This is a genomic window from Rhizobium sp. LjRoot258 (genome assembly GCF_964254185.1).
Taxonomy (GTDB): domain Bacteria; phylum Pseudomonadota; class Alphaproteobacteria; order Rhizobiales; family Rhizobiaceae; genus Rhizobium.
Genome location: NZ_CAXUST020000003.1, coordinates 142635 through 165667 on the forward strand (window position 1 = coordinate 142635; position 23033 = coordinate 165667).

Here is a 23033-nt window from a genome sequence, read left to right on the forward strand (position 1 = left end):
CCAGTCGATCACGATGATGTGGCATAAAATTCCATAGCGTACCAATTCGGGGTATTCTGTTCCTAAAAATAGGTCACAGAACGATACCGTTGGAATTATTTACCTATATGGATTTGACAAAACCCACAGAATTAGTCAACTACTTACGCAACAAAACGAGGCGAAATCTTTTTCAGATCGCGAGGCGGGGACACATGTCGGCGTACAGGCGGATCGGACGAACCATCGGCAGGACGATTATTCAGACCGTTCCCACTATGCTCGGGATCGTCATTTTGAATTTCTTTTTGTTGAAGCTGGCACCGGGCGATGCGGCCGATGTCATGGCGGCAGAATCGGGTTCGGCGACGGTGGAGACCATGGCCGCGTTGCGGGAGCGCTTCGGACTGGACAATCCTATCCTTGTTCAGCTGGCCAACTACCTGAACAACCTCGCGCACTTCAGCCTGGGCTTCTCCCCGCGCTACGGCATGCCTGTCGCCGATCTGATTGGTCAGCGCCTGCCCGGCACACTTGTGCTGATGCTGGCGGCTCTGGCGATCGCAATTGCCGTCGGGCTGCTGCTCGGTTCGCTGATGGCAACCTTCTCCGGGCGTTTGCCTGACCGCATCATCTCCGTCGTTTCGCTGCTGTTTTATTCGATCCCTGGCTTCTGGATCGGTCTGATGCTGATCCTTCTGTTTTCCGTCAAGCTCGGCTGGTTGCCGAGCGGCGGCGACAGCACGATCGGCTCACGGCTGACGGGATTGCCGGAATTGATCGACAGGGCGCGCTACATGGTGCTGCCGGCCACCTCGCTGGCACTCTTCTACCTCGCGATCTATGCACGGTTGACGCGCGCCTCGATGCTGGAGGTCAAGTCGCAGGATTTCGTGCGCACGGCACGCGCCAAGGGTGTCTCGCCCTTCGTGCTGACGACGCGCCACGTCCTGCGCAATGCCCTTATCCCCATTACGACGATGGCTGGAATGCACTTGGGCGGCATGCTGGGCGGTGCGGTCGTGGTCGAGACTGTCTACAGCTGGCCGGGACTAGGCCGACTGGCATTCGAAGCCGTCATGGCGCGCGATTTCAGCGTGCTGCTCGGCATACTCCTGCTGTCTTCCTTCCTCGTGATCGTCGCCAATGCCGCCGTCGACCTCTTGCAGGCGTGGATCGATCCCCGAATTGGAGCAAGTCGATGAACAGTCCAAAACTTGGAACTCTTGCCGGTCGGGCGATCGACTTTGCGCCGCAGGCAAAGCTCGAGGACAACCAGCCGGCCCCGCCGAAGCCGCCGCGCTGGGCACATATCCATGCGCCCGACGTGCGTGCGTCGGTGTCGGGCACCATCTGGCGCGGCATGCGGCGCGAGGTGAAGGTCTTCCTAGCCAATCCCAATGCACTCTTTGGCACAGGCATCCTCCTTGTCGTTGCTCTTTCAGCTTTGTTGGCACCACTCCTCTATCCGGGCGATCCGCTGGAGATGGTGGCGAGGCCGTTCCTCTGGCCGGGCCAGAATCCAGCCTATCCGCTTGGCACCGACTCCATGGGGCGTGATGTGCTGGCCGGCATTGTCCATGGGGCGCGGATCTCCCTGACCGTTGGGCTTGCAGCCACCGCACTTGGACTGACGGCCGGGATTGCCATCGGTGCCATCGCGGGATATTTCGGCGGCCTGGTCGACGATGTGCTCGTCAAGTTCATCGAGATATTCCAGACCATTCCGAGCTTTGTGCTGCTTGTCGTCCTCGTCGCCATTGCCCAGCCGACGACAGCAACCGTTACGGTTGCGATCGCGATCGTCAGCTGGACGACCGTGGCGCGGCTGACCCGTGCCGAATTCAGGGCCATTCGCGAGAAGGACTACGTGCTTGCCGCCCGCAGCCTCGGCTTCGGCCATGCGCGCATCATCTTCCGCGAGATCCTGCCGAACGCCCTGCCGCCACTGATCGTCACCTCCTCGGTGATGGTGGCAAGCGCCATTTTGATGGAATCAGCGCTGTCCTTCATGGGGCTCGGCGATCCCAATCGGGTCTCCTGGGGCTCGATGATCGGTGCGGGACGCGATGTCATCCGCACCGCCTGGTACCTGACGGCGCTGCCTGGTCTTGCGATCGTCTTCACAGTGCTTGCTCTCAACCTGATCGGCGACGGTCTCAATGACGCGCTCAACCCGCGTTTTGCGGAGGAACGCTGATGACAAAGCTCCTGGAGGTTTCCGACTTCTCTGTGCGCTTCCCGTCTGCCGAGCCTGTCAAGAGCGTCAGCTTTTTTGCAAATCCGGGCGAGATGCTGGCGATCGTCGGCGAATCCGGCTCGGGCAAATCGCTGACGGCGCTTGGTCTGATGGGGTTGCTGCCGCGGCAGGCACGCGCCGGCGGACAGATCCTCTTCGGCGGTCGCAACCTTATTGGTCTTTCCGAACGCGAGCTGCGCCGCATTCGTGGCCGCGATATCGCGATGATCTTTCAGGAGCCGATGACATCGCTCAATCCGGTGCTGACGATCGGTGATCAGATCATCGAGGTGCTGCGCATTCACGAGAATCTGACCCGGCGCCAGGCGCGCGAGCGCGCCATCGCGCTATTGGATCTCGTCAGTATTCCGGAAGCCGCCCGTCGTATCGACGAATATCCTCACCAGCTTTCTGGCGGAATGCGCCAGCGCGTCATGATCGCGATTGCCGTTGCCTGCAATCCGAAACTTTTGATCGCCGATGAAGCCACGACCGCGCTCGACGTGACGATACAGGCGCAAGTGCTGCAACTGCTCGACAATCTTCGCGTCCAGCTGCAGATGGCCGTGATCCTTATTACCCACGATCTTGGTATCGTCGCACAATGGGCAGATCGCGTCGTCGTCATGTATGCGGGGCGCAAGATCGAGGAGGGGTTGCCCGATCAGGTGTTCGAGACGCCCTACCATCCCTATACGCACGGCCTGCTGTCGGCCTCGCCGCGCCTGAAGGCCGACTATCACTACCGTGACGGCCCGCTCTTAGAAATCCCGGGCTCGATCGTGTCGGCGGCCGGCGAGAAGGGCTGCTCCTTCCGCCCGCGCTGTCCCGTCGCGCGGCCGGCCTGCGGCTTCAGTGTCCCTCAGCTCACCGCTCTTTCAGCCGGTCGGCAGGTTGCGTGCCCCTATGTTCCAGCAATTGCGGAGGTCGCCCATGTCGCTCCTGTCGGTTGATCGGCTTTCGACCCATTATCCCGGAACCACCGGCACCGTGCGTGCTGTGGACGGCGTCTCGCTGGAGATCGCCGAAGGCGAGACCGTGGCGCTGGTCGGGGAGTCGGGCTGTGGCAAGTCCACGCTCGGCAAATCGCTGGTGCGGCTCGTCGACCCATCCTCGGGCCGTGTGACCTTCAAGGGCAGGGACGTGACCGCCATGTCGGGGAGCGAGCTGCAATCGGTCCGCCGCAGCATCCAGATGATCTTCCAGGATCCGTTCGCGTCCCTCAATCCACGGCAGACGATCCGCGCCATCCTGACTGCGCCGCTTGCCGTTCATGGCGTTGGCGAGCGCAAGCGCCGCGAGGCGATTGCGGCTCAGATGGTTGCCCATGTAGGGCTTCCCGCCGACGCACTGGACCGCTATCCGCACGAATTCTCAGGCGGTCAGCGCCAGCGTATCGGGATCGCCCGTGCCCTCATCCTGCAACCGGAGCTGGTCATCTGCGACGAGCCGGTTTCAGCACTCGATCTTTCCATCCAGGCACAGATCCTCAATCTGCTGGTCGAAATGAAGACCGAGCTGTCGCTTTCCTACCTCTTCATTTCGCACGATCTTTCGGTCGTGCGCTATTTCGCCGATCGCGTGCTCGTGATGTATCTGGGGCGCATTGTCGAAAGTGCCCCGACAAGCGAGCTCTGGGCCAATGCGAAGCATCCCTACACGCAAGCGCTGCTCGCGGCCGTTCCCGATCCGTCGCGCCGCAAGCAGGCCGCGCCCATCACTGGCGATCTGCCGAGTCCGCACAATCCGCCTGCCGGTTGTCGCTTCCATACGCGCTGTCCGCTCGCAACCGCTATCTGCCGGGCCGAAGACCCGACGTTACGCCAGTTCGGCACCGGCCACGCCGCTGCCTGTCACCACGCTCAGTAACAAGGAGAAGAAAATGGTCGATTATCGCTATCTGGGGCGCAGTGCGCTGAAGGTATCACCGCTCAGCTTGGGAACCATGATGTTTGGTGGGCCGACGCCCGACGATGTCGCTTTCCGCATCATCGACAAGGCACGCGAGCAGGGGATTAACTTCATCGATACTGCCGATGTCTATCACGACGGCAAGTCGGAGGAGGTCGTCGGCAAAGGCATCAAGGCGCATCGAGATCACTGGGTACTGGCAACCAAGTTCGTCAACTCCCACAAGAAGGGTCCGAACCTCGGCGGCCATTCGCGCAAGTGGGTGATCGAGACGGTCGAGAATTCGCTGCGCCGCCTCAACACCGACTATATCGACATCCTCTACTTCCACAGAGCTGTCTTTGACGCGCCTCTGGAAGAGCCGGTACGCGCCATTGCAGACCTCATCCGCGCTGGCAAGCTTCGCTATTTCGGCGTCTCGAACTTCCGTGGCTGGCGGATCGCCGAGATTGCCCATCTTGCCGACGAGCTCGGCATCGATCGTCCGGTAGCAAGCCAGCCGCTCTACAACATCGTCAACCGCACAGCCGAAGCCGAGCAGCTACCTGCAGCCCATCACTACGGCCTCGGCGTCGTTTCCTACTCGCCACTTGCCCGCGGCGTCCTGACGGGCAAGTACGAACCCGGCAAGGAGCCAGCCGCCGACACCCGTGCCGGTCGTGGCGACAAGCGCATCCTGGAAACAGAATGGCGCCCTGAATCGATTGCCATTGCAACCGAGATCGCCGCTCATGCCGCCCGCAAGGGGATATCACCGACGGAATTCGCGCTCGCCTGGGTGCTCAACAATAAGCTGATCTCGGCGGCCATCACCGGTCCACGCACGGAAGAGCACTGGGACAGCTACATCCGCGCGCTCGACGTCAAGCTCGATGCTGAGGATGAGGCACTGGTCGACCGACTGGTCACGACAGGGCACCCCTCGACACCCGGCTTCAACGATCCCAGCCATCCGGTCGAAGGCCGTGTGCCGCGCAGTACTGCTTCCGGCATCGACAATGTGGTGCCGCTGACGCGCGCCGTTGCCTGAACATGCCTCGAGGATCCGCCCCGCTGGCGGATCCTTCCATTCTTTTCCTTAGCGCCGAGAAGGTTCCTGAATGCCGAATATCGCTCCTTCAGCATTGTCTGCCACTGCCGCGCCCGGCCCGGCTGCGGAGGGGGACAATCTTTCCGAGCTTCTCGCGAAGATCCCGACGCTATCGGCCGAAATATCGAAAGAGGCGGCAAGGCGCGACCTGGAGAGGGAGCTTCCTTTCGAAGCTTTCCACCTTTTCAAAGAGGCTGGGCTCGGCGCGTTACGCATTCCGGTGGCACTCGGCGGTCCGGGCGGATCGGTCGCGGACTACATCGACATGATCATGGCGATCGGTGCAGCAGACTCAAACGTTGCCCATGCGCTGCGCAGCCATTTCAATTTCACCGAGAGCCTTATTCTCAGCCCCAATACGGCCATCGACCGAACGCAGCTCGGCCGCGTTCTCTCTGGCAAGCTTTTCGGGGGTGCTCATACCGAGCAGGGCACCAAGCGCCCCGGCGAAGTGACGACACGGTTGACGAGAACCGGCGAGACCTACCGCCTCAACGGCCGGAAATGGTATGCGACGGGGACAGCCTTTTCCGATTTTGCCTCTTTCAGCGCCAGGAACGACGACGATGAGTTCGTCAGCGTCCTGCTGCCGGTGGATCGCAAAGGCATCACCATTCTCGATGACTGGGACGGCATGGGCCAGCGGCTGACGGCCAGCGGCGGCGTGATGCTCGAAGACGTCGAGGTATTACCGCACGAAATCTCCAGACGGGGTCTGAACACGCTTGTCGGTCGCCACACCTCGACGTTGCGTCAGCTCCACCTGGCCGCCTCAATGGCAGGTGCGGTGCGCGGCGCACTCGCAGAAGGGACCGACTATGTGCGCAGGCAGGCGCGGTCGGCTGCCCACAGTGCGGCCGAGACGGCCAATGCCGATCCCTTCGTGCAGAAGATATTGGGTGAGATTGCTGCAGGCTCCTTTGCTGTCGACACGTTGATCCGCGAGAGTGCTCGTGCGCTGGATCGCTCGGTGGTGGCCTTTGCAGGGGGTGAAGACGAGGCGATCGAAGCGGCCCTGATCGAAAGTGCGCTGACGACGGCCCGCACGCAGATCATCGCCTCGCAACTCGCGCTTGCGGCCGCCACCAACGTCTTCGAGCTTGGCGGCGGGTCGGCGACCTCCCGCCATCTCAATCTCGATCGGCACTGGCGCAACATCCGCACGGTGCTGAACCACAACCCGCTGCTGCACAAGGCAAGGGTGGTCGGAGACTATTACATCAACGGAACCACGACGCATCTGGAAGAAGGCAAGGTCTTCTGAGATCGGCCGCTTAAAGAAAGAGTGTCTCATGAGCTCGGAATTCATCGGTCACGTATCGAACCGCGAGGGGTCGGATATCGTGCCACCCAAGGGGCCGGTCGTGGATAAGGACTATATCCTCAACCATGCAACGGCCGCTGAAGAGGCGGGTATCGATCGGCTGCTGATCGGTGCTTTTTCGACCTGGCCGGACAACAACCAGATCGCCGCCTACCTCTTTGCCAAGACGAACCGGATCGGCGCATTGCTTGCACACCGTACCGGTTTCATGTCGCCTTCGCTTGCGGCACGCCAGCTCGCGACACTCGATCAGTTTTCAGACGGGCGACTGTGGGTCCACATCATCACCGGCGGCTCTGACGCCGACCAGCAGCGCGACGGCGATTTCCTTGATCACGACAGACGCTACGACCGCACCGACGAATATCTGACAGTTCTCAAGAAGGTCTGGGAAAGTGAAGAGCCTTTCGATCACGAAGGCGAATTCTACAGGGTCAAGGGTGCGGTTTCGCAGGTCCGGCCGTTCCGGCCATCACGGATTCCGATCTCTTTCGGCGGTTCGTCTGAGGCTGCCTTCAAGGTTGCCGGCAAGCACGCGGACATATATGCGCTGTGGGGCGAACCGCTCGATGGCGTGCGCGAAACGATCGGCAAGGTGCGCACGGCCGGTGAACCTTTCGGGCGCGCCGATGACATCCGCTTCACCATCGCCTTCCGGATCGTTGTTGCGGAGACCGAAGACAAGGCATGGGAAAAGGCCAGTTCCATCCTGCAGAAGGTCAAGGCGATCGCCCGGCCCGGCGGTAATGGCGAAAAATTGCCATCAAACATCGGCTCGGTGCGTCTGCGGGAAGCAGCCGCCCGCGGCAAGGTCCTTGACAAGCGCCTGTGGACTGAGGTCGCAGCGGTGAGCGGTGCGGGCGGCAACTCGACGGCACTCGTCGGTACGCCGGACCAGGTCGCCGAAGCGATCCTCGATTACTATGACGCCGGCGTCTCCAACTTCCTGATGCGAGGCTTCTATCCGACCGAAGACACGGTGACCTACGGGCGCGATGTCGCACCGCTCGTCAAGGCCGGCATTGCCGCACGCAAGTCACGCTCCATCGCTGCGGAGTAACCATGGGCAAGCTCAACATCATCGATTTTCATGCGCATTTGCTGCCGCAGGGCTGGGAGATCTACCGCGCGCCCGACCGTCCGCTCGATCCCCTGTGGGCTCGCATCGGAACGAAAATCTCAGATATCGATGCACTGATTGCCGACAGCGACGCAGCCGGGATCGCGCGGCGCGTGATTGGTGTGGCGCTGTCCATGGTCGCCGCACCCGATGCCGATCTCGGGGACGTCAGCTGCAGGCTGAACGACGATCTCGCAGCCACGGTTTTGCGCCATCCCGACCGTCTGTTCGCATTGGCGACGGTGGACGCATTCGGTGGGGAGGCGGCCGCTGTCGAAGCGCGACGCGCCATACTTGATCTTAATCTGTCCGGTTTGTTTCTCGACAGCGCAAAGGGGACCAAGCTGATTGACGCGCCGGAGGCCAGGCCTGTCCTGAGGGTTGCTGCCGAACTCGGCGTCCCCGTCTTCCTGCATCCAATCAACCCCGAGCCACTTTCGAGCCAGTTGGCCGGTCTTGGCCGGCTTGGTACCCGCCTCAGCCGTGGCACCATCAACGCGGCCGCCGCGATATCGCTTGTGACATCGGGCGTTTTCGAGGAGTTGCCCGAGCTTCGGGTCGTCATCACAGCGCTTGGCGTCGCGGCATTGGCGCTGACTGGTCCGTTCGGCGAACTGCCGTCGATTTTCGCCGGTGCATCTGCCGGAAAGCGGCGTCATCTCTACATCGACATCATGCCGTCGGAAGCGCGTTTCATCCGCTTCGTCTCCAGTCTCGTCGGTGCCGATCATGTTCTGGTCGGGAGCGACTGGCCGATCCTTGGACACGGTCCGACGCAGGAAGAGCTTGCAAGGGCATTTGCGACGGCCGGGCTGAGCGACCATGAAGCGGACTTGGTTGCCGGCCGAAATGCCCTTGATCTGCTGGAAGGCCAACGCCGCAGTCGTAGCCGCTTGATCGCGTAGCAACGTTTCGCGCGGCTTGCGTTCGCAAGCCGATTTTACACCACGATCTACCGGGCCCTGTCATTGCCGACGGGAAAGGAGGTTCATTGCGTATCGATCGTATTCCGCATCATTCGGTGACCATTGTTGGCGGCGGCTTTGCCGGGGCGGTGACGGCGTTGAAGCTTCTGGAGCGGACTGATGTGCCGCTTGCAATCACTGTGATCGAGCAGCGTGCCGATCTTGGCCGAGGGGTCGCCTACAGCACGCCCGACCCCGTCCACCTCGTGAATGGACCGGCTGAAATCTTTTCGCTCTACCCCGAGGACCCCGGCCATCTGTCACGTTGGCTTGTCGACAACGGCGCCGGCAACGGCTGGGTGCCGCCCGTCGATGTGGGCTCAAGTAGCCCGCCGCGCTATCTTTACGGAACCTATGTTCGCGACGAGCTTGCCCGTGTCGTTGCAACTGCGCGGTTCGGGTCGACGCTGCGGCATGTCAGGTCATCGGCATCCGCTCTGATTTCCACACCGCACCGGATCCGCATCACGACAGCTGACGATTCGGTCGTGGAGGCCGACGAGGCCGTGTTGGCGCTTGGCGTGTTCCAGCCGCGACTGTCCGAAGCTGAGGTCGCTCTTGCAAGCCACGCGCGCTTTGCAGCCAATCCCTGGGACGCGGATGCGCTTGACCGCCTGACCGGCTGCGAGGAGATTCTCCTGATCGGTTCCAGCCTGTCGATGGTCGATGCGGTTGCCAGCATGGAAGCAAGAGGCAATCGCGGCCGCTACCGGGTGATATCGCGCCGTGGTCAATTCGTGGAAGGTCGCAGAACCGTCGCCGCCGCCCGCGATTTTCTCTCTGATGGGCCGTTGCCGGTGACGGCGCGCGATCTGCTATCGCGCGTGAAGGCGGAACGGCGTGCGATCTTAGCAGCCGGTACGGACTGGCAGGGCCTGCCTCTTGCGATCCGGCCCCATATCCTGTCGTTGTGGCAGGGCGCGAGTGATCGCGAGCGGTTGCGTTTCATCAGGCATCTGCGAGCCTATTGGGATGTTACAGCACACCGGTCGGCGCCGGAGAGCCACAAGACCATCGAGACCGTGATCTCCGAAGGCCGGCTGGCCCACCGTCGCGCGCGTGTGCTCGGCTTTGCCCTGGAGGGAGACCAGATCGTCGCCAGACTAGGGACCGGAACGGGTATCGAGACCGCACGCTTCGACGGTGTCATCGACTGCCGCGGTCATCAGTTGCACGACTGGCGACAGATTGCCGATCCTTTCGTCAAGAGCCTGCTTGCAAGTGGCGAAGTCCGGCCGCATAGCACCGGCTACGGCATCGATGCGACGCCTGAGGGGGATCTCATCAATGAGGAGGGTCGCGTTCATCGCAACCTCAGCGCCATAGGGCATCCGCTGCGCGGCGTCGCATGGGAGTCGAGTTCGATTACCGAGCAGCGTACACAGGCGATCGCGCTCGCCGATCGCATCCTTGCGAAACTGACGCCGGTGCGCGTCGCCTGAAATGCGGTTGAAAAAAGGGGCGCATCGCCGATGCGCCCCTCGTGCCGGCCCGCCGTCGCCCCCGATCAGCCTTCGCCGTCCTTGATATAGACCTCCGCGAAATTGGACTGCACGCCCTCGGCCCCGATCGTGTGATTTTTCACGCGTTTGTTGAAAACGGTGACATTCTCAAGCGCGATCAGGTTTACCACCGGCACCTCGTCGGCAATGATTTTCTGGAAGGCATAGAACTGCTGCTTGCGCGTCTCGTCGTTGGTCTCGACGGAGGCCGCTTCGAGCAGCCTGTCCACTTCCGGGTTCGCGTAGTGGCTGGCGTTCGAAAATGGCAGGCCGATCTTGAAGTTCTTCGACCAGTAGATGCGCTGCACGCCGAGTGTCGGATCGAACTGGTTGCCGAGATATTCGGCCGTCACGTCGAAAGCGCGGTCGGTATAGACCTTCTTGATATAAGTCGAAAAATCGTAGGACTCGATCGTCGCCGCAATGCCGATGCGGGTCAGGTTCTGCTTCAGATACTCGGCGACCCGCTTGAAGCCCTCATTGTAGGAATTGTGCGTGAGCCGAAGGTTGAAGCGGACACCATCGGCGCCGCGCTTGTAGCCTGCTTCATCAAGCAGCTGTTCGGCCGCCTTCAGATCATAGGCGTAAGGCTTGATCGAGGCGTCGAGGTAGCGCGGCAGGAAGGTGCTGATCGGGCTCGGCGAGACGTGACCGTAGCCGTACCACACGGTGTTGAGGACGACATTGAGGTCGACCGCATGGGCAATCGCTCGGCGGACCTGGACATTTTTGAGGTATTCGTTGTCGAGATTGAAGATCAGCTGTGTCTGATCACCCTTGGTCTCATAGCCGCGCGAATCGACGCCGATATTCGGCAACGCCTTGACGCGCTCGAGATCGCTCAGCGGGATCGGATTGTCACCACCGATATCGAATTCACCGGTCTCGAAGCCCGCTGCACGTGCCGCGCCGTCCGGGACGAAGCGCACGACAATCCTGTCGAGATAGGGCTTTCCGGCATCCCAATAGTCCGGATTGCGCTCCAGGATAATGTGGGAGCCACGCACCCATTCCTTGAAGATGAAGGGTCCGGTGCCGATCGGCGCGCCGCCGTTCGGGTTGGTTGGTACGTCGGCAATCTTGACGCCGTCATAGACGTGCTTCGGTACGATCGGCGACTCCGCGCCATAGAGAGCGCTCAAAAGGTACGGCGCGGGTTTGGAAAGCCGGATTACAGCGGTCAGCGGATCGGGCGTGTCAACCTTTGTTACGTTGGCGAAGGTGCCACGACCGCGTGGATGTACTTGTTTCAGGAGCTCGATCGAATAGGCGACATCCTCGGATGTGAACGGCTTGCCATCGTGCCATTTCACGTTTTCGCGCAGCTTGAATGTGTAGCTCAATCCGTCTTCGCTGATGGACCACTCGGTTGCAAGCTGCGGCCTCGGCGCGAGACCGAAATCATAGGTCAGCAATCCCTCGGTGATCTTCGGACTGACCTTCTGTGTGCCGCCAGCAGTATGAGCGAGCGCCAGGATCGTGGGGGGCTCCGGCTCGACAATGAAATTCAACGTGCCGCCCTTTGTTGCCCCTGACGTCTCTGCGAAACCCCTGAGCGGCACGAGCGCGGTCAGGCCCGTCAAGGCAAGAAGCTTGTTGAGTTGGCGTCTGCGAATGTCCATCAATACCCCCTGAGTGTGTGACGCCTCGGTCGAAACGTCCGTCACAGGCATCATCGGGCCGGCTTAAGGAAAACCGGAAGAATGTTTTTCTCCGTGATTGGAAAAGGAAAACTTCGCGCATGACTTAATTGGCGGATAGCAGTTGCCGTAATCTACTAAAAAGATAGACAATTTGCGAAAATGAGTTTTTGCATCTCCAATTGATGTCCACGACGCAAGAAAATGTTCTGCCGGCAGAGCTGGAGGAAATGCCGGTGCTCGCCTCGAGCGGCCCGATTGTGGTGCAATCGGTGTCATGAGCACGCTTGCCAACTCCCGCCGCAAAGCAATCCAGCCCACGCTTGCACGGCTTCCGCCGTTGACGTCGCTACGCACCTTCGTGGCAACGGCGCGGCACTTGAATTTCGTTCGCGCTGCCGAAGAACTGCATGTCACGTCCGCAGCCGTCGGGCAGCAGATTCGCCTGTTGGAGGACTATCTCGGACAACCCCTGTTCAACCGTGTCCGCGGTCAGCTGCAACTGACGCCGGCCGGGCTGGCATTAATGCCAGGATTGACGGATGCCTTTGATGCGGTGCTCGCCGCGATGGCCCAGTTCGCTGCGAGCGATCACGAACAGCCGATCCGCGTCTCAGTGGCACCGTCCTTTGCCAGCAAATGGCTCATCCCGCGCCTCGATGCGCTGCGGCGAGCCGCTCCCGGACTGCAGGTCCTCGTCGATGCGTCGACTCAGCTGACAAATCTCGATGCGGGCGATGCTGATTGTGTTATTCGCTACGGAAGCGGTCCCTATCCTGGACTCGTCGTCGACCATCTCTTTTCCGAGGCCGTCCTGCCAGTCTGCAGCCCGGAATTTGCCGATGCCCATTCGCTATGGGACGGGCCGTATGCAATTGAAGGTGTGCCGCTGTTGCACGAGGAGGGGGCTGAGCATGATCAATCCTGCCCGGACTGGAGCGGATGGCTGCGTGCAGCCGGGCTCTCCTACCATCCGTCGCAAGGCGGTTTCCGGCTGAGCCAATCCTCTCTCGTACTCGATGCAGCGCTGGCCGGGCAGGGTTTGGGGCTCGGGAAGATCAGGCTTGCGGAAGCCGAGATCCGGTCCGGACGGCTGGTCAGCCCCTTCGGCGTGCCCCAGCCTGTCAGTTCGTCCTACTTCTTTGCGACCACTGCGCATACGGCGCGGCTGATGCGCGTCGATCTGTTTCGCGAGTGGCTGCTGGCCGAGGCGCGCGCCTTGCAGACAATGGACGAGATCGTCGCACGCCGTATTCGCCCGGCAACGGACATGATTGCCGCCGAGTAAGCCGGGGTGTGGTGTCTTCATCGTTCTATTTCAGCTGGAAACCGAGTCTGCGCGCTGCCGCGGTAAGTACGTGCCGGCCCTTCAACGCTTCGACCGTACCGATGCGGTGGCTGACCTGATCTGTCCAGTCGACTGATGGCATGGCCTGTTCGGTCTGGAAGCCTCTGAGCACCTTGTTATAGGCGGCAAGATCCTGGCTGCGTTTTTCCTTGGTGTATTGCTCGCGGTGCAGGACGGTCGATTGCGGCAGCCGTGGCTTCACTGCGGCGGGCTGCGTCGGATCGGGAAAGCCTACCGTCAGGCCGAAGACCGGGAAGATCCCCTCGGGCAATGCAAGCTCGCGCGCGACTGCATCCGGATCGTTGCGGATGGCACCGATGTAGCAGGTTCCAAGGCCCAACGATTCAAGCGCAACGACGGCGTTCTGGGCGGCAAGTGCGGCATCGATCACGCCAAGCAGAAAGCTCTCGATATAGTCGAGCCCGTCGGCGGTCGATCCGCCATCTTCGGCGATCTCACGAGGCCGGGCAAGGTCGGCCAGCCAGACGAGGAGGAGCGGTGCCTGCGCAATCTGGCGCTGATTTCCGGCAATAGCGTTGAGCCGGCTTCGGCGTTCGGTATCTTCAACGGCCACCACGCTCCACGCCTGCAGATTGGACGAACTCGGCGCCGACTGAGCCGCGGCAACGGCAAGCTCGACTGCCATGTGCGGAACCGGTTTTGGCAGATAGCTGCGTACGCTGCGATGGGAGAGAATGGTTTCCAGGGTCTCGTTCCAGTCGCCCCCAAGCTGCTGCGCGTTTCGGTAGCGCTCGGCGGCAAGTGCCGCCAGCCGATCAGCGTCGTCTGCCTTTGTCGCAAGGGTTGGCGTCATGGCAATGTCCTTTTGTCGTCTGTCATTCTGCTGCCGCAGCATAGGGATTGTCCGGACGGGCAAGACCGAGATGATCGCGCAGTGTCCGACCGCTATATTGGTGCCTGAAGAGCCCGCGTCGACGCAGGATCGGAACCACCTCGTCGACAAAGACATCAAGACCATGGGGCAACACGTCCGGCATCAGATTGAAGCCGTCGGCCGCACCGGCGGTAAACCAGGTTTCGATGTCGTCGGCGATGTCCTTCGGCGTGCCGACAATCGTGCGGTGCCCGGTGCCACCGTTGAGCGCACGGATCAAACCCCGAACCGTCAATCCCTCTCGCCGTGCGAGTGCCACGGTTGCGCGGAAAAATGTGTGACCGCCGTCGGCCGGCAGCGGTATGTCACCTGGCAACGGAGCGTCGAGTTCGAGCCTGCTGCGATCGACCTGCAGCACACCTGCCAGCCGCGCAAGACTGTATTCAAGAGGGATCAGGTCGCGTAACTCGTCCTGGCGTCGTTTGGCCTCTGCCTCGGTGCTGCCGATGATCGTGGCCAGGCCCGCCAGCACCAGGATACTGTTGTCTGGACGGCCATAGCGGGTAGCGCGCCGGCGAAGATCTTTCGTGTAATCCAACGACTCCTCGAAGGATTGCGAAGCGGAGAAGACGGCTTCGGCATGCTCGGCGGCAAGCTCCCGCCCATCATCTGAGCCGCCTGCCTGGACGATAACCGGGTGACCCTGGGGCGGGCGGGGAATGTTGTGCGGTCCATGAACCGAGAAGTGCTTTCCGCTGTGGGCGATCGGATGGACCCGACCGGCATCGACGAAGCGGCCTGTCGTGGGGTCGCCGATGAAGGCCTCTTCTTCCCAACTGTCCCAAAGCGCCTTGACGACGGCTGCGAATTCACTGGCGCGCTCATAACGGCTTGCGTGGGCCACAGGCTTTTCAAGGCCGAAGTTTCGGCTTTGCGCCACGTCCGCACTGGTGACGATGTTCCAGCCCGCCCGTCCGTTGCTGGCGTGGTCGAGCGTCGCGAAGCGCCGGGCGATGTTGTACGGCTCGTTATAGGTCGTCGAGGCGGTGGCGATCAGACCTATCCGTTCCGTATTGGCCGCGACCATGGCCAGAACGATGGTCGGTTCAAGTGACGTCAACGGTCTGAAATCAACCCGGTCGGAGATCGCCGCCTGGTCGGCAAGGAAAACTGCGTCGAAGGTACCGCGTTCCGCAATCTGGGCGACCCTGACGTAGTGGTTGACGTCGAAGGATGCTCGGGGATCGCTACCTTCCATTCGCCACGCCGCCGGCGAGAAGCCGGCATGGAGGATATTGACATTGAGATGAAGCTGTCGTCCGCTCATTGGAAGATACCGGGCTCTGGATGGTCGCCGGTCAAAAACCAGGCGCCGACATTGCGGGTCTTGTATTCAGCAGGATTGTGGAGAGTGTGGATACGGACGTTGCGCCAGAAACGGTCGAACCCAAGGGGTCGTACAGCCGACCGGGCACCCATCACCTCGAAGATCTCGCTGGTGACTTCGAGCGCCACCTTGCCCGCCAACACGTTGGCCGAAGCAACCGCAATCGCCGTTGCGCCGCGCTCTTGCGCTGTCAATGCGCCACCCTTGGCGTAGGCGGAATCCATAGCCGCTGCCGCCCTATCCGCCAATGCGGTGGCAGCCTGCACCTTTGTCCATAGTTCGCCGTATTGCCGCTTGATCCAGGGATCGTCCGAATGGCGTTCGACACCGGAATAGATCCATGGGCGCGACTTCGTGACGGTGTAGTCGCGCGCTGCGACGAGGGCACCCTGCGCGCTGCCGACGAAGACGTTGAGAAGAACGCTCTGCTGTTGCTGGGGTATGAGAAGCGCGCTCGGATCCTTCGGGCGTTCTGAGAGGATCTCGTCGTCCCTGACCGTCACGTCTTTGTAGAAGACGCGGCCGCTGCCCGTCTGACGCTGGCCGATACCGTCCCAGTCGTCGCCAATGGTAATGCCGGGCCGGTTGGCGGGAATATAGGCGAAGCTTCGCGCGTTCGTCTTCTCGTCTTCCCAGGCGACCATCAGATAGTCGGCGACATGGGAGCCGGAGGCGAATGGCCGATCGCCATTGAGCAGGACGCCACCTTCGACCTTCCTGCCAAAGAGGCTTTTGGAAAAGCTGTTCGTGGTGTTGCCCCAGAACCAGCGACCCTCAGCCGACCGTCGCAGGATCGCGGCGGATCGTTCATCGCTTCCGCTCGTCACGGCATTCTGGATCGGACTGAAATGATATCCGAACAGATGAGCGAGCGAACCGTCGACCTTGGCGAATTCGCGCACGATGCGCAGCGCCGTCGAATAGGGCTGTCCCTCGCCGCCAAACTCTCTGGGAATAAGCAGATTGACGAGACCGCTTTCCTTGAGACGCCGGATCTCATCGCTCGGGCGCCCGCCCTGTTGATCCCGCTCGACGGCATCGACAGCAAAGATCTCTCTCAGTTCGATTGCCTTGGCGAGGTAGGGATTGGTCTGGTCCTGTTCGAAAAGGACGGGTGGTAGAGCGGGTTCGAAGCTCGTGGGCTTTACGGTCATCGTCTTTCCTTCGTCAGTCGTGAAGTCGTGGAAAACCGTGCCGCTCGGCAAGCAGCTCGAGAATGCGACCGGTCTTGGTGACGAAACGCTTGCCTTTCCAATCGGCAGCATCGGGCGGCGCGTTGGCGGAGAGAACCAGCACCGGCAAAGACTGGTTCTCCTCGCCCAGAGCCTCGATCACGCGCGTTCGCGGACGAGGAAAGGGAACCCTCTCCACGTCGATCCTGCTTGCAAGCTCAGGGAAGCTTGCAAGCAACCCCTCGATCGCATTGCAGTAAGGGCAGACGAACGTCTGGCCAGGTCGCTTCGGGTCCGAGAAGCCCGGGGCGATGAGAAAGAGTTTGTCGCGGCTCATTTTGCTCTCCTATTCGGCGGCGACTGCGCCGCCGTTGGCAACAAGTCGGTTCTCGGGCCGATTGAGGCCCAGGTTTTCCCGCAGTGTGGCCCCCTCGTATTCGTGGCGGAAGAGACCGCGACGCCGTAGCTCCGGCACGACAAGCTCGATGAAATCGGCAAGTCCCCCCGGCATGATCGGCGCCATGATGTTGAACCCGTCGGCGCCGTAGTTCTCGAAGCGCTCTTCCAAGGCATCGGCGATCTCGTTCGGCGTGCCGACGACCTGCCAGTGACCACGCGCGCCGGCGATGCGCAGATAGAGCTGACGGATCGAAAGGTTCTCGCGGCGGGCGAGGTCCAGAACGAGCGCCTGCCGGCTCTTGCCGGCATTTGTCGAAGGTGGGTTTTCCGGCACCGGCCCGTCCACGGGATAGTCGCGAAGATCGACGCCGGAAAGCTGGGAAATCAGGTTGAGCCCAACCTCGGGCTGGATGAGCTCCTGAAGGGATTCGAACTTTTCCTGCGCTTCCGATTGCGTGCGGCCAACGACCGGGAAAATGCCAGGCAGGATTTTTAGATCCTCGTGCGATCGACCGTATTTCGCGAGCCTTGCCTTCACGTCGGCGTAAAAGCCGGTGGCTTCCTCCAAGGTGATCTGGGCAGCAAAGATGGCTTCTGCCGTTCTGGCTGCAAGCTCCTTGCCGGGTTCGGAGGCACCCGCCTGGACGACGACAGGTCGTCCCTGCGGCGAGCGGGGAATGTTGAGCGGGCCACGGACCTTGAAGTGCCGGCCGCTGTGATTGAGGCGATGCAGCTTGGCTGGATCGAAATAGCGACCGCTTTGGCGATCGCGCAGGAAGGCGTCGTCTTCCCAGCTGTCCCAGAGGCCGAGCACGACATTGGCAAATTCCTCGGCCCGCTCATAGCGATCGGCGTGAAGGATTTGCGTCTCGTGGCCGAAATTGTAGGCCGCATCCGGATCCGAGGATGTCACCAGGTTCCAGCCGGCCCGGCCGCCGCTTAGCCGGTCAAGTGAGGCAAATTGCCGAGCAAGATTATAGGGGTCGGAGTAGCTGGTGGAGGCGGTGGCGATCAGGCCGATGTTGCGGGTAACCGACGACAGCGCCGAGAGCAGAGTGACCGGCTCGAAGGGATAGACACCGCTATGGGCCTTGCGGCTTGCCGCTTCGACGTCCTTGATGCGTGCGGCAACACCATCTGCGAAGAAGATCGTGTCGAACTTCGCAGCCTCGGCAAGCCTTGCCAGTTCCAGATAGTGTTCAAATTCTGTGCCGACGGATGCCTTCGGGTGGCGCCATGCGGCGACATGGTGGCCGGTGAAGAGCAGGAAAGCGCCGAGCTTGATCTTATCCTTGCGTCTCGCCATTGCTGTTCCTTTCAGCGATAGATCGCCGGCACGGGAAATTCGCCTGTCAGCAGCCAGGTGCCGACGGTGCGTTTCTTGTACTCGGCGGGATTGTGGAGCGTATGGGTCCTGACATTGCGCCAAAACCGATCGAAGCCGTTGGCATTGGTGGCCGAGCGCGCGCCCATCAGCTCGAAAACCTCGCTCGATACGGTAAGGCCGACTTCGCCGGCATAGACGTTGGCGGTTGCAATATCGATTGCGGCTGCGCCACGGTCGGCGAGGCTCAGCGAGGGACCCTGGGCGTAAGCCACGTCAAGGCTGCGAGCCGCCTTGTCCGCAAGTTCCGTTGCCGCCAAGGTGCGAATATAGAGATCGCCATATTGGCGCTTGATCCATGGATCGTCGACATGGCGTTCGACGCCTGAATGGATCCACGGCCGCGAACGCGTCGTCGTGTAGGCGCGACCCTCTTCCAATATGCCCTGGGCGCTGCCGATGAAGACATTGAGCAGGACGCTCTGCTGGAGGAGTGACGTGAGCGAGGAATAGGGCGTCAGCGGCACATCAGGCGAGCTGATCAGCTCGTCGTCATGAACCTGAAGATTGACGAAACGCACCGTACCGCTGCCGGTCTGCCTCTGGCCGATGCCGTCCCAGTCGTTTTCGATGACAATGCCTTGCCGGTCGGCGGGCACGGCAGCGGTCAGCCGCGCGCCCTCGGCATTCTCCCAGGAGATCTGAATGTAGTCGGCGATATGCGAGCCCGAGGAGAATGGCCGGCTGCCGTTGATGATCCAGCCCGCTGCCGTCTTTTCACCCGATGATGTCCTCGACATGGCGTTTCCGGAATTACTCCAGATCCAATTGCCCGCCGCTGAACCCGCCAGCCATTTTTCCTTCTGGGCGGCCGAACCGCGAAACAGGATGAGGTTGAGCGGCAGATGGTGATAGCCGAAAAGATGGGCGAGCGAGCCGTCCGTCTTGGCGAACTCCCTGACGATCCGCAAGATCGTCAACCACGATGCACCCTGGCCGCCATATTCCCTGGCGATCTGCGCGGAGGGAAGAGAGCTTTCCTTCACGAGCCTGATCTGCTCGACAGGCCTACCGCCCAGCTTATCTCTCTCGACGGCATCGAGATGAAACGTTTTGCGTAGCGCGGCAGCCTTCGCCAAGAGCGGGTCATCAACGTCTGTTTCGAACGGCATATTGCCTCCCGGATGTCGGTGCAGGGGATGTGCCCTTGCATTCGGCATCAACGGTTGGCCGGCTGACTGCTCAAGTCCAGAAATATCTGATTGATTTTACGGAAAGAAATTCTTTTCTGAAGGTTCAGAACGCCATTCTCGCCGTGGACCAGATCGCCGTGGTTTGCGCGACAGCAGAACGTCGTCATTCGAAACGCGGCGTTGCCGGTTGCAAAAATCCTGCTTCGTCGAGCTAAATAGAATACTGTTTCTATAGATAATACATTGTGCTGTTAGCCTATCGTCTTCCTGACGACGGAGGCCGATATGAGTACCGCGCAACGACAGCTGAAACTTGGCGCCTTCCTGTATCCGACAGGCCATCATGTGGCTGCCTGGCGGCACCCGGAGGCACAAGCGGATGCCGGTTCCAACATCGCTCACTATATCGAGCTTGCGAAACTCGCCGAGGCGGCAAAATTCGATCTCATCTTCATGGCGGATGGCGTCGGCACTCGCGGTACCGACATCGACGCTTTGAGCAGGACCGCGGTGCGCTACGTGGCGCAATTCGAGCCGATTACGCTACTCTCGGCACTCGCCGCGGTGACCAAAAACATAGGCTTCGTCGCCACAGCGTCCACGTCCTTCAACGAGCCCTACCATATTGCCCGGAAATTCGCCTCGCTCGACCACATCAGCGGCGGACGCGCGGGCTGGAATCTCGTTACCTCCTCCAGCGAGCACGAGGCGCATAACTTCGGCCGTGACGAACACTATGCGCATGCGGAGAGATACGAGCGCGCCGAAGAGTTTGCCGATGTCGTACGCGGTCTTTGGGACACCTGGGAAGAAGATGCATTCTTGCGCGACAAGGAAAGCGGCATCTACTTCGATCCCGACAAGCAGCATATTCTCAATCACAAGGGCAAGTTCTTCAAGGTCAGGGGACCCCTGAACGTTGCCCGAGCGCCCCAGGGCCATCCCGTGCTCGTACAGGCAGGATCGTCGGAACCGGGCAAGGAGCTTGCCGCGCGCACCGCTGAAGTCGTCTTCACAGCACATCAGACGATCGAGGATGCGCGGGGCTTCTATGGGGACCTCAAGGGCCGCCTGGCCAAATACGGGCGCCGGCCCGACGAGCTGAAGATCATGCCGGGGATCTTCCCGGTCGTCGGCCGAACACAGGCGGAAGCCGAAGGGAAATTCCAGGAGATCCAGGATCTCATTCACCCGGTCGTCGGCCTCTCGATGTTGAATGGCATGGCTGGCGGCGTCGATCTTTCGAAATATCCTCTGGATGGTCCCATTCCCGACGTGCCTGAGACGAACGCGAGCAAGAGCCGCCAACAGCTGCTTCGCGACCTTGCCCGACGCGAAAACCTGACGATCCGCCAGCTCTATCTGAGGGTCGCCGGCGCGCGAGGGCATTGGCAGATTGTCGGTACGGCGAGCCGGATTGCGGACGAGATGGAGCACTGGTTCACGACCGGTGCCGCCGATGGCTTCAATGTGATGCCGCCACATCTTCCGGTCGGATTGCGAGACTTTGTTGAGCTGGTGCTGCCCGAACTGCGGCGGCGTGGTCTGGTTCGCACGGAATACCAGGGCAGGACGCTGCGCGAGAATCTCGGGCTCATCGCACCTCGACATCCGGCGCGCCTTCAGGCCGCGGCAGAGTAGGGGCACAAAAATGAACCGACCCCATCTTACAGTCGAGCATATCACCCGGCAGTTCAAAATCGACGGCGAGCCGCTTGTCGCACTTGACGACATCAACCTCGATATTGCCGAAGGCGAGTTCGTGACGATCGTCGGCGCCAGCGGTTGCGGAAAGTCGACGTTGCTGCGTCTTTTCGCCGGTCTGGATGCCGCGACATCGGGCACCATTCGCCATGCGGGCGAGACAGTGAGCGAGCCTAGCCTCGATCGCGGCATCGTCTTTCAGGAACCGCGCCTCTTTCCCTGGCTTACGGTCGAGAAGAATGTCTCCCTTGGTCTTTTGAACAGCAGGCTGCCGAAGGCGCAAAAGTCGGAACTGGTGCGCGAACATCTGGAGCTGGTCGGGCTTTCCCGTTTTGCCAATGTCTACCCGCACCAGCTGTCCGGCGGCATGGCGCAGCGCGCCGGTATCGCCCGTGGCCTCGTCAGTCGGCCGAATGTCCTTCTGCTCGACGAGCCCTTCGGCGCGCTCGACGCCATTACCAAGGCGCATCTGCAGGACGAGTTGGAGGAGATCTGGGCCAAGGAAAACATCACCATGGTGATGGTCACGCATGATGTTGAAGAGGCGGTCTACCTCGGGGACCGCGTCGTCGTGATGTCGCCGCGCCCAGGCCGCATCCGTGAAATCATACCGGTCAGGCTGGCGCGCCCGCGCCGCCGCACATCCAGCGAGATTGCCAGTGTGCGCGATCGCGTCCTGAAGAGCCTTCATGCGACGGGGGAGAACACGCAGTCCCCGGCAAAGAGGTCAAAGCCATCCGATGACGGCGGTCGCACCGAACGCACAGTCGCTTTGGCCAGATAAGCTTCACAAAACGGAGAGAAACTATGAAACGCGCATTTCTGTCACGCGTCGCCGCCAGCCTCGCCCTGATGCTCGCTGCCGCGCCGGTCACGGTCCAGGCGGAGGAGCCGCTGGTTATTCATGTCGGCTATGCCGCCATCGGCGTCGACAATCGGCCTTACGCAGAAGGCACCTCTGCCGCAACGGCACGGGCCGGCGAATTTCTGGAAAAGGAATTCGCCAATGATCCGAACGTAAAGATCGAGTGGACCTTCTTCAAGGGTGCTGGCCCTGCCGTCAATGAAGGCTTTGCCAATGACCAGCTCGACTTCGCCTATCAGGGCGATCTTCCTTCGTTGATCGGCCGCGCCAACGGTCTGAAGACGAAGTATCTCCTTGCGAGCGGCGCGCGAAAGCCGCTCTACCTTGCCGTGGCGAAAGCCTCTGGCATCAAGTCGATCGAGGATCTGAAGGGTCGCAAGATTGCCCTCCAACGCGGCACGAACGGTCATCTCGCCGCCATCAAGATCCTCGAGGCGCACGGCCTGAAGGAGCGCGACGTTCAGGTCGTCAACCTCGACAGTGCCGGCACGGTTGCTGCGCTGACCAGCAAAGACATCGATGCGGCCTTCGGCGACACGCAGTTGATCAACCTTGCCGCAAAGGGCTCCGCCGACGTCATCTACACGACGAAGGGTGACGATCCGCGCTTTGGTCGCAATGCAGGTGTCATCGGCCGGGAGGCATTCATCGAAGCGCATCCGGAGATTACCCAGCGGGTCGTCGATGCGTTCGTCAAGGCGGCGCAATGGTCGTCCGATGAGCCCAATCGCGCAGCCCTTCTTGAACTGTGGCACAAGTCCGGAACGCCGGTTCCGATCCTTGAAGAGTACTTCAAGGGCGATGCGCTTGCCTATCGCAATTCGCCGTTGATCGATGACCTCCTCGTCTCGCAATACAAGGAGCAGGGCGAAAAGAGCAAGGAATTCGCGCTCATCCGCCGCGATGTCGACCTCGAAGGCTGGTTCGAGCCGCGTTACCTGAACAGCGCGATTGAACGCTTCGGCCTGCAGCACTTCTGGCAGGCTTACGGCGCCGACGGCAAGCCCGTCGCTTCGTGAACCAGGACCGGAGTAGC

The 23033-nt window shown here is 61.2% G+C and carries 20 protein-coding genes; 13 read left to right on the forward strand and 7 right to left on the reverse strand.

Annotation, left to right across the window (positions count from 1 at the left end):
- Positions 1–194 precede the first annotated feature (194 nt).
- The 9 genes from ACSQ9D_RS29115 (at position 195) to ACSQ9D_RS29155 (ending at position 10070) form a co-directional block, all read left to right on the forward strand.
- The gene (locus ACSQ9D_RS29115; protein ID WP_436285316.1) at positions 195–1184 is read left to right on the forward strand and encodes an ABC transporter permease; all 990 of its coding nucleotides are present in this window, start codon (positions 195–197) and stop codon (positions 1182–1184) included.
- Positions 1181–2179 carry an ABC transporter permease gene (locus ACSQ9D_RS29120; protein WP_436285317.1) on the forward strand — a complete coding sequence of 333 codons (999 nt, stop codon included), beginning with the start codon at positions 1181–1183 and terminating at the stop codon, positions 2177–2179. Before ACSQ9D_RS29115 ends, ACSQ9D_RS29120 begins: the two co-directional genes overlap by 4 nt.
- Positions 2179–3171 carry an ABC transporter ATP-binding protein gene (locus ACSQ9D_RS29125; protein ID WP_436285318.1) on the forward strand — a complete coding sequence of 331 codons (993 nt, stop codon included), beginning with the start codon at positions 2179–2181 and terminating at the stop codon, positions 3169–3171. Before ACSQ9D_RS29120 ends, ACSQ9D_RS29125 begins: the two co-directional genes overlap by 1 nt.
- Positions 3152–4087: an ABC transporter ATP-binding protein gene (locus ACSQ9D_RS29130; protein WP_436285319.1), complete on the forward strand. Its 936-nt coding sequence runs from the start codon at positions 3152–3154 to the stop codon at positions 4085–4087. Before ACSQ9D_RS29125 ends, ACSQ9D_RS29130 begins: the two co-directional genes overlap by 20 nt.
- 13 nt (positions 4088–4100) lie before the next feature.
- Positions 4101–5159 carry an aldo/keto reductase gene (locus tag ACSQ9D_RS29135; protein ID WP_436285320.1) on the forward strand — a complete coding sequence of 353 codons (1059 nt, stop codon included), beginning with the start codon at positions 4101–4103 and terminating at the stop codon, positions 5157–5159.
- Between the two features lie 70 nt (positions 5160–5229).
- Positions 5230–6483, forward strand: a complete 1254-nt coding sequence (locus ACSQ9D_RS29140) for an acyl-CoA dehydrogenase family protein (protein ID WP_436285321.1) — start codon at positions 5230–5232, stop codon at positions 6481–6483.
- A gap of 28 nt (positions 6484–6511) precedes the next feature.
- Positions 6512–7603, forward strand: coding sequence for an LLM class flavin-dependent oxidoreductase (locus tag ACSQ9D_RS29145; RefSeq protein ID WP_436285322.1), 1092 nt, complete (start codon positions 6512–6514; stop codon positions 7601–7603).
- A gap of 2 nt (positions 7604–7605) precedes the next feature.
- Positions 7606–8568, forward strand: a complete 963-nt coding sequence (locus ACSQ9D_RS29150; RefSeq protein WP_436285323.1) for an amidohydrolase family protein — start codon at positions 7606–7608, stop codon at positions 8566–8568.
- Positions 8569–8654: 86 nt separating this feature from the next.
- Complete coding sequence (locus ACSQ9D_RS29155; RefSeq protein ID WP_436285324.1) at positions 8655–10070, forward strand: FAD/NAD(P)-binding protein; 1416 nt, start codon at positions 8655–8657, stop codon at positions 10068–10070.
- Positions 10071–10135: 65 nt separating this feature from the next.
- Here ACSQ9D_RS29155 and ACSQ9D_RS29160 read toward each other — a convergent pair whose 3' ends face one another.
- Positions 10136–11752: an ABC transporter substrate-binding protein gene (locus tag ACSQ9D_RS29160; RefSeq protein ID WP_436285325.1), complete on the reverse strand. Its 1617-nt coding sequence runs from the start codon at positions 11750–11752 to the stop codon at positions 10136–10138.
- Between the two features lie 295 nt (positions 11753–12047).
- Here ACSQ9D_RS29160 and ACSQ9D_RS29165 point away from each other — a divergent pair, with 295 nt between their 5' ends.
- Entirely contained in the window at positions 12048–13058 is a 1011-nt protein-coding gene (locus ACSQ9D_RS29165; protein ID WP_436285326.1) for a LysR substrate-binding domain-containing protein, read from the forward strand.
- A gap of 25 nt (positions 13059–13083) precedes the next feature.
- Here the strand turns inward: ACSQ9D_RS29165 and ACSQ9D_RS29170 are convergent, their stop codons facing one another.
- Genes ACSQ9D_RS29170 through ACSQ9D_RS29195 form a run of 6 tightly spaced genes read right to left on the reverse strand, consistent with a single transcriptional unit; the run spans position 13084 to position 19407 of the window.
- Positions 13084–13932: an NADPH-dependent oxidoreductase gene (locus tag ACSQ9D_RS29170; RefSeq protein ID WP_436285327.1), complete on the reverse strand. Its 849-nt coding sequence runs from the start codon at positions 13930–13932 to the stop codon at positions 13084–13086.
- A 22-nt stretch (positions 13933–13954) separates the two neighbouring features.
- Positions 13955–15280 carry an LLM class flavin-dependent oxidoreductase gene (locus ACSQ9D_RS29175; RefSeq protein ID WP_436285328.1) on the reverse strand — a complete coding sequence of 442 codons (1326 nt, stop codon included), beginning with the start codon at positions 15278–15280 and terminating at the stop codon, positions 13955–13957.
- A complete protein-coding gene (locus ACSQ9D_RS29180) occupies positions 15277–16494 on the reverse strand; it encodes an acyl-CoA dehydrogenase family protein (protein ID WP_436285329.1) in 1218 nt (405 codons plus the stop codon). The genes ACSQ9D_RS29175 and ACSQ9D_RS29180 overlap by 4 nt, the downstream gene beginning before the upstream one ends.
- Before the next feature lie 13 nt (positions 16495–16507).
- Positions 16508–16849 carry a DUF3088 domain-containing protein gene (locus ACSQ9D_RS29185; protein ID WP_436285330.1) on the reverse strand — a complete coding sequence of 114 codons (342 nt, stop codon included), beginning with the start codon at positions 16847–16849 and terminating at the stop codon, positions 16508–16510.
- A 9-nt stretch (positions 16850–16858) separates the two neighbouring features.
- Entirely contained in the window at positions 16859–18217 is a 1359-nt protein-coding gene (locus tag ACSQ9D_RS29190) for an LLM class flavin-dependent oxidoreductase (protein ID WP_436285331.1), read from the reverse strand.
- A gap of 11 nt (positions 18218–18228) precedes the next feature.
- Positions 18229–19407 carry an acyl-CoA dehydrogenase family protein gene (locus ACSQ9D_RS29195; RefSeq protein ID WP_436285332.1) on the reverse strand — a complete coding sequence of 393 codons (1179 nt, stop codon included), beginning with the start codon at positions 19405–19407 and terminating at the stop codon, positions 18229–18231.
- Between the two features lie 306 nt (positions 19408–19713).
- Here ACSQ9D_RS29195 and ACSQ9D_RS29200 point away from each other — a divergent pair, with 306 nt between their 5' ends.
- The 3 genes from ACSQ9D_RS29200 to ACSQ9D_RS29210 are packed head-to-tail and all read left to right on the forward strand — an operon-like array spanning position 19714 to position 23016.
- Positions 19714–21069, forward strand: a complete 1356-nt coding sequence (locus ACSQ9D_RS29200; RefSeq protein WP_436285333.1) for an LLM class flavin-dependent oxidoreductase — start codon at positions 19714–19716, stop codon at positions 21067–21069.
- Positions 21070–21079: 10 nt separating this feature from the next.
- A complete protein-coding gene (locus tag ACSQ9D_RS29205) occupies positions 21080–21916 on the forward strand; it encodes an ABC transporter ATP-binding protein (protein ID WP_436285334.1) in 837 nt (278 codons plus the stop codon).
- Between the two features lie 23 nt (positions 21917–21939).
- Positions 21940–23016, forward strand: a complete 1077-nt coding sequence (locus ACSQ9D_RS29210) for an ABC transporter substrate-binding protein (protein ID WP_436285335.1) — start codon at positions 21940–21942, stop codon at positions 23014–23016.
- Positions 23017–23033: the final 17 nt, after the last annotated feature.

Excerpts from the sequence above, each read along its gene's own strand:
- ACSQ9D_RS29115 (WP_436285316.1), top strand. The coding sequence starts at position 195 with ATGTCGGCGTACAGGCGGATCGGACGAACCATCGGCAGGACGATTATT.
- ACSQ9D_RS29120 (WP_436285317.1), top strand. The coding sequence starts at position 1,181 with ATGAACAGTCCAAAACTTGGAACTCTTGCCGGTCGGGCGATCGACTTT.
- ACSQ9D_RS29125 (WP_436285318.1), top strand. The coding sequence starts at position 2,179 with ATGACAAAGCTCCTGGAGGTTTCCGACTTCTCTGTGCGCTTCCCGTCT.
- ACSQ9D_RS29130 (WP_436285319.1), top strand. The coding sequence starts at position 3,152 with ATGTCGCTCCTGTCGGTTGATCGGCTTTCGACCCATTATCCCGGAACC.
- ACSQ9D_RS29135 (WP_436285320.1), top strand. The coding sequence starts at position 4,101 with ATGGTCGATTATCGCTATCTGGGGCGCAGTGCGCTGAAGGTATCACCG.
- ACSQ9D_RS29140 (WP_436285321.1), top strand. The coding sequence starts at position 5,230 with ATGCCGAATATCGCTCCTTCAGCATTGTCTGCCACTGCCGCGCCCGGC.
- ACSQ9D_RS29145 (WP_436285322.1), top strand. The coding sequence starts at position 6,512 with ATGAGCTCGGAATTCATCGGTCACGTATCGAACCGCGAGGGGTCGGAT.
- ACSQ9D_RS29150 (WP_436285323.1), top strand. The coding sequence starts at position 7,606 with ATGGGCAAGCTCAACATCATCGATTTTCATGCGCATTTGCTGCCGCAG.
- ACSQ9D_RS29160 (WP_436285325.1), bottom strand. The coding sequence starts at position 11,752 with ATGGACATTCGCAGACGCCAACTCAACAAGCTTCTTGCCTTGACGGGC.
- ACSQ9D_RS29165 (WP_436285326.1), top strand. The coding sequence starts at position 12,048 with ATGAGCACGCTTGCCAACTCCCGCCGCAAAGCAATCCAGCCCACGCTT.
- ACSQ9D_RS29170 (WP_436285327.1), bottom strand. The coding sequence starts at position 13,932 with ATGACGCCAACCCTTGCGACAAAGGCAGACGACGCTGATCGGCTGGCG.
- ACSQ9D_RS29175 (WP_436285328.1), bottom strand. The coding sequence starts at position 15,280 with ATGAGCGGACGACAGCTTCATCTCAATGTCAATATCCTCCATGCCGGC.
- ACSQ9D_RS29180 (WP_436285329.1), bottom strand. The coding sequence starts at position 16,494 with ATGACCGTAAAGCCCACGAGCTTCGAACCCGCTCTACCACCCGTCCTT.
- ACSQ9D_RS29185 (WP_436285330.1), bottom strand. The coding sequence starts at position 16,849 with ATGAGCCGCGACAAACTCTTTCTCATCGCCCCGGGCTTCTCGGACCCG.
- ACSQ9D_RS29190 (WP_436285331.1), bottom strand. The coding sequence starts at position 18,217 with ATGGCGAGACGCAAGGATAAGATCAAGCTCGGCGCTTTCCTGCTCTTC.
- ACSQ9D_RS29195 (WP_436285332.1), bottom strand. The coding sequence starts at position 19,407 with ATGCCGTTCGAAACAGACGTTGATGACCCGCTCTTGGCGAAGGCTGCC.
- ACSQ9D_RS29200 (WP_436285333.1), top strand. The coding sequence starts at position 19,714 with ATGAGTACCGCGCAACGACAGCTGAAACTTGGCGCCTTCCTGTATCCG.
- ACSQ9D_RS29205 (WP_436285334.1), top strand. The coding sequence starts at position 21,080 with ATGAACCGACCCCATCTTACAGTCGAGCATATCACCCGGCAGTTCAAA.
- ACSQ9D_RS29210 (WP_436285335.1), top strand. The coding sequence starts at position 21,940 with ATGAAACGCGCATTTCTGTCACGCGTCGCCGCCAGCCTCGCCCTGATG.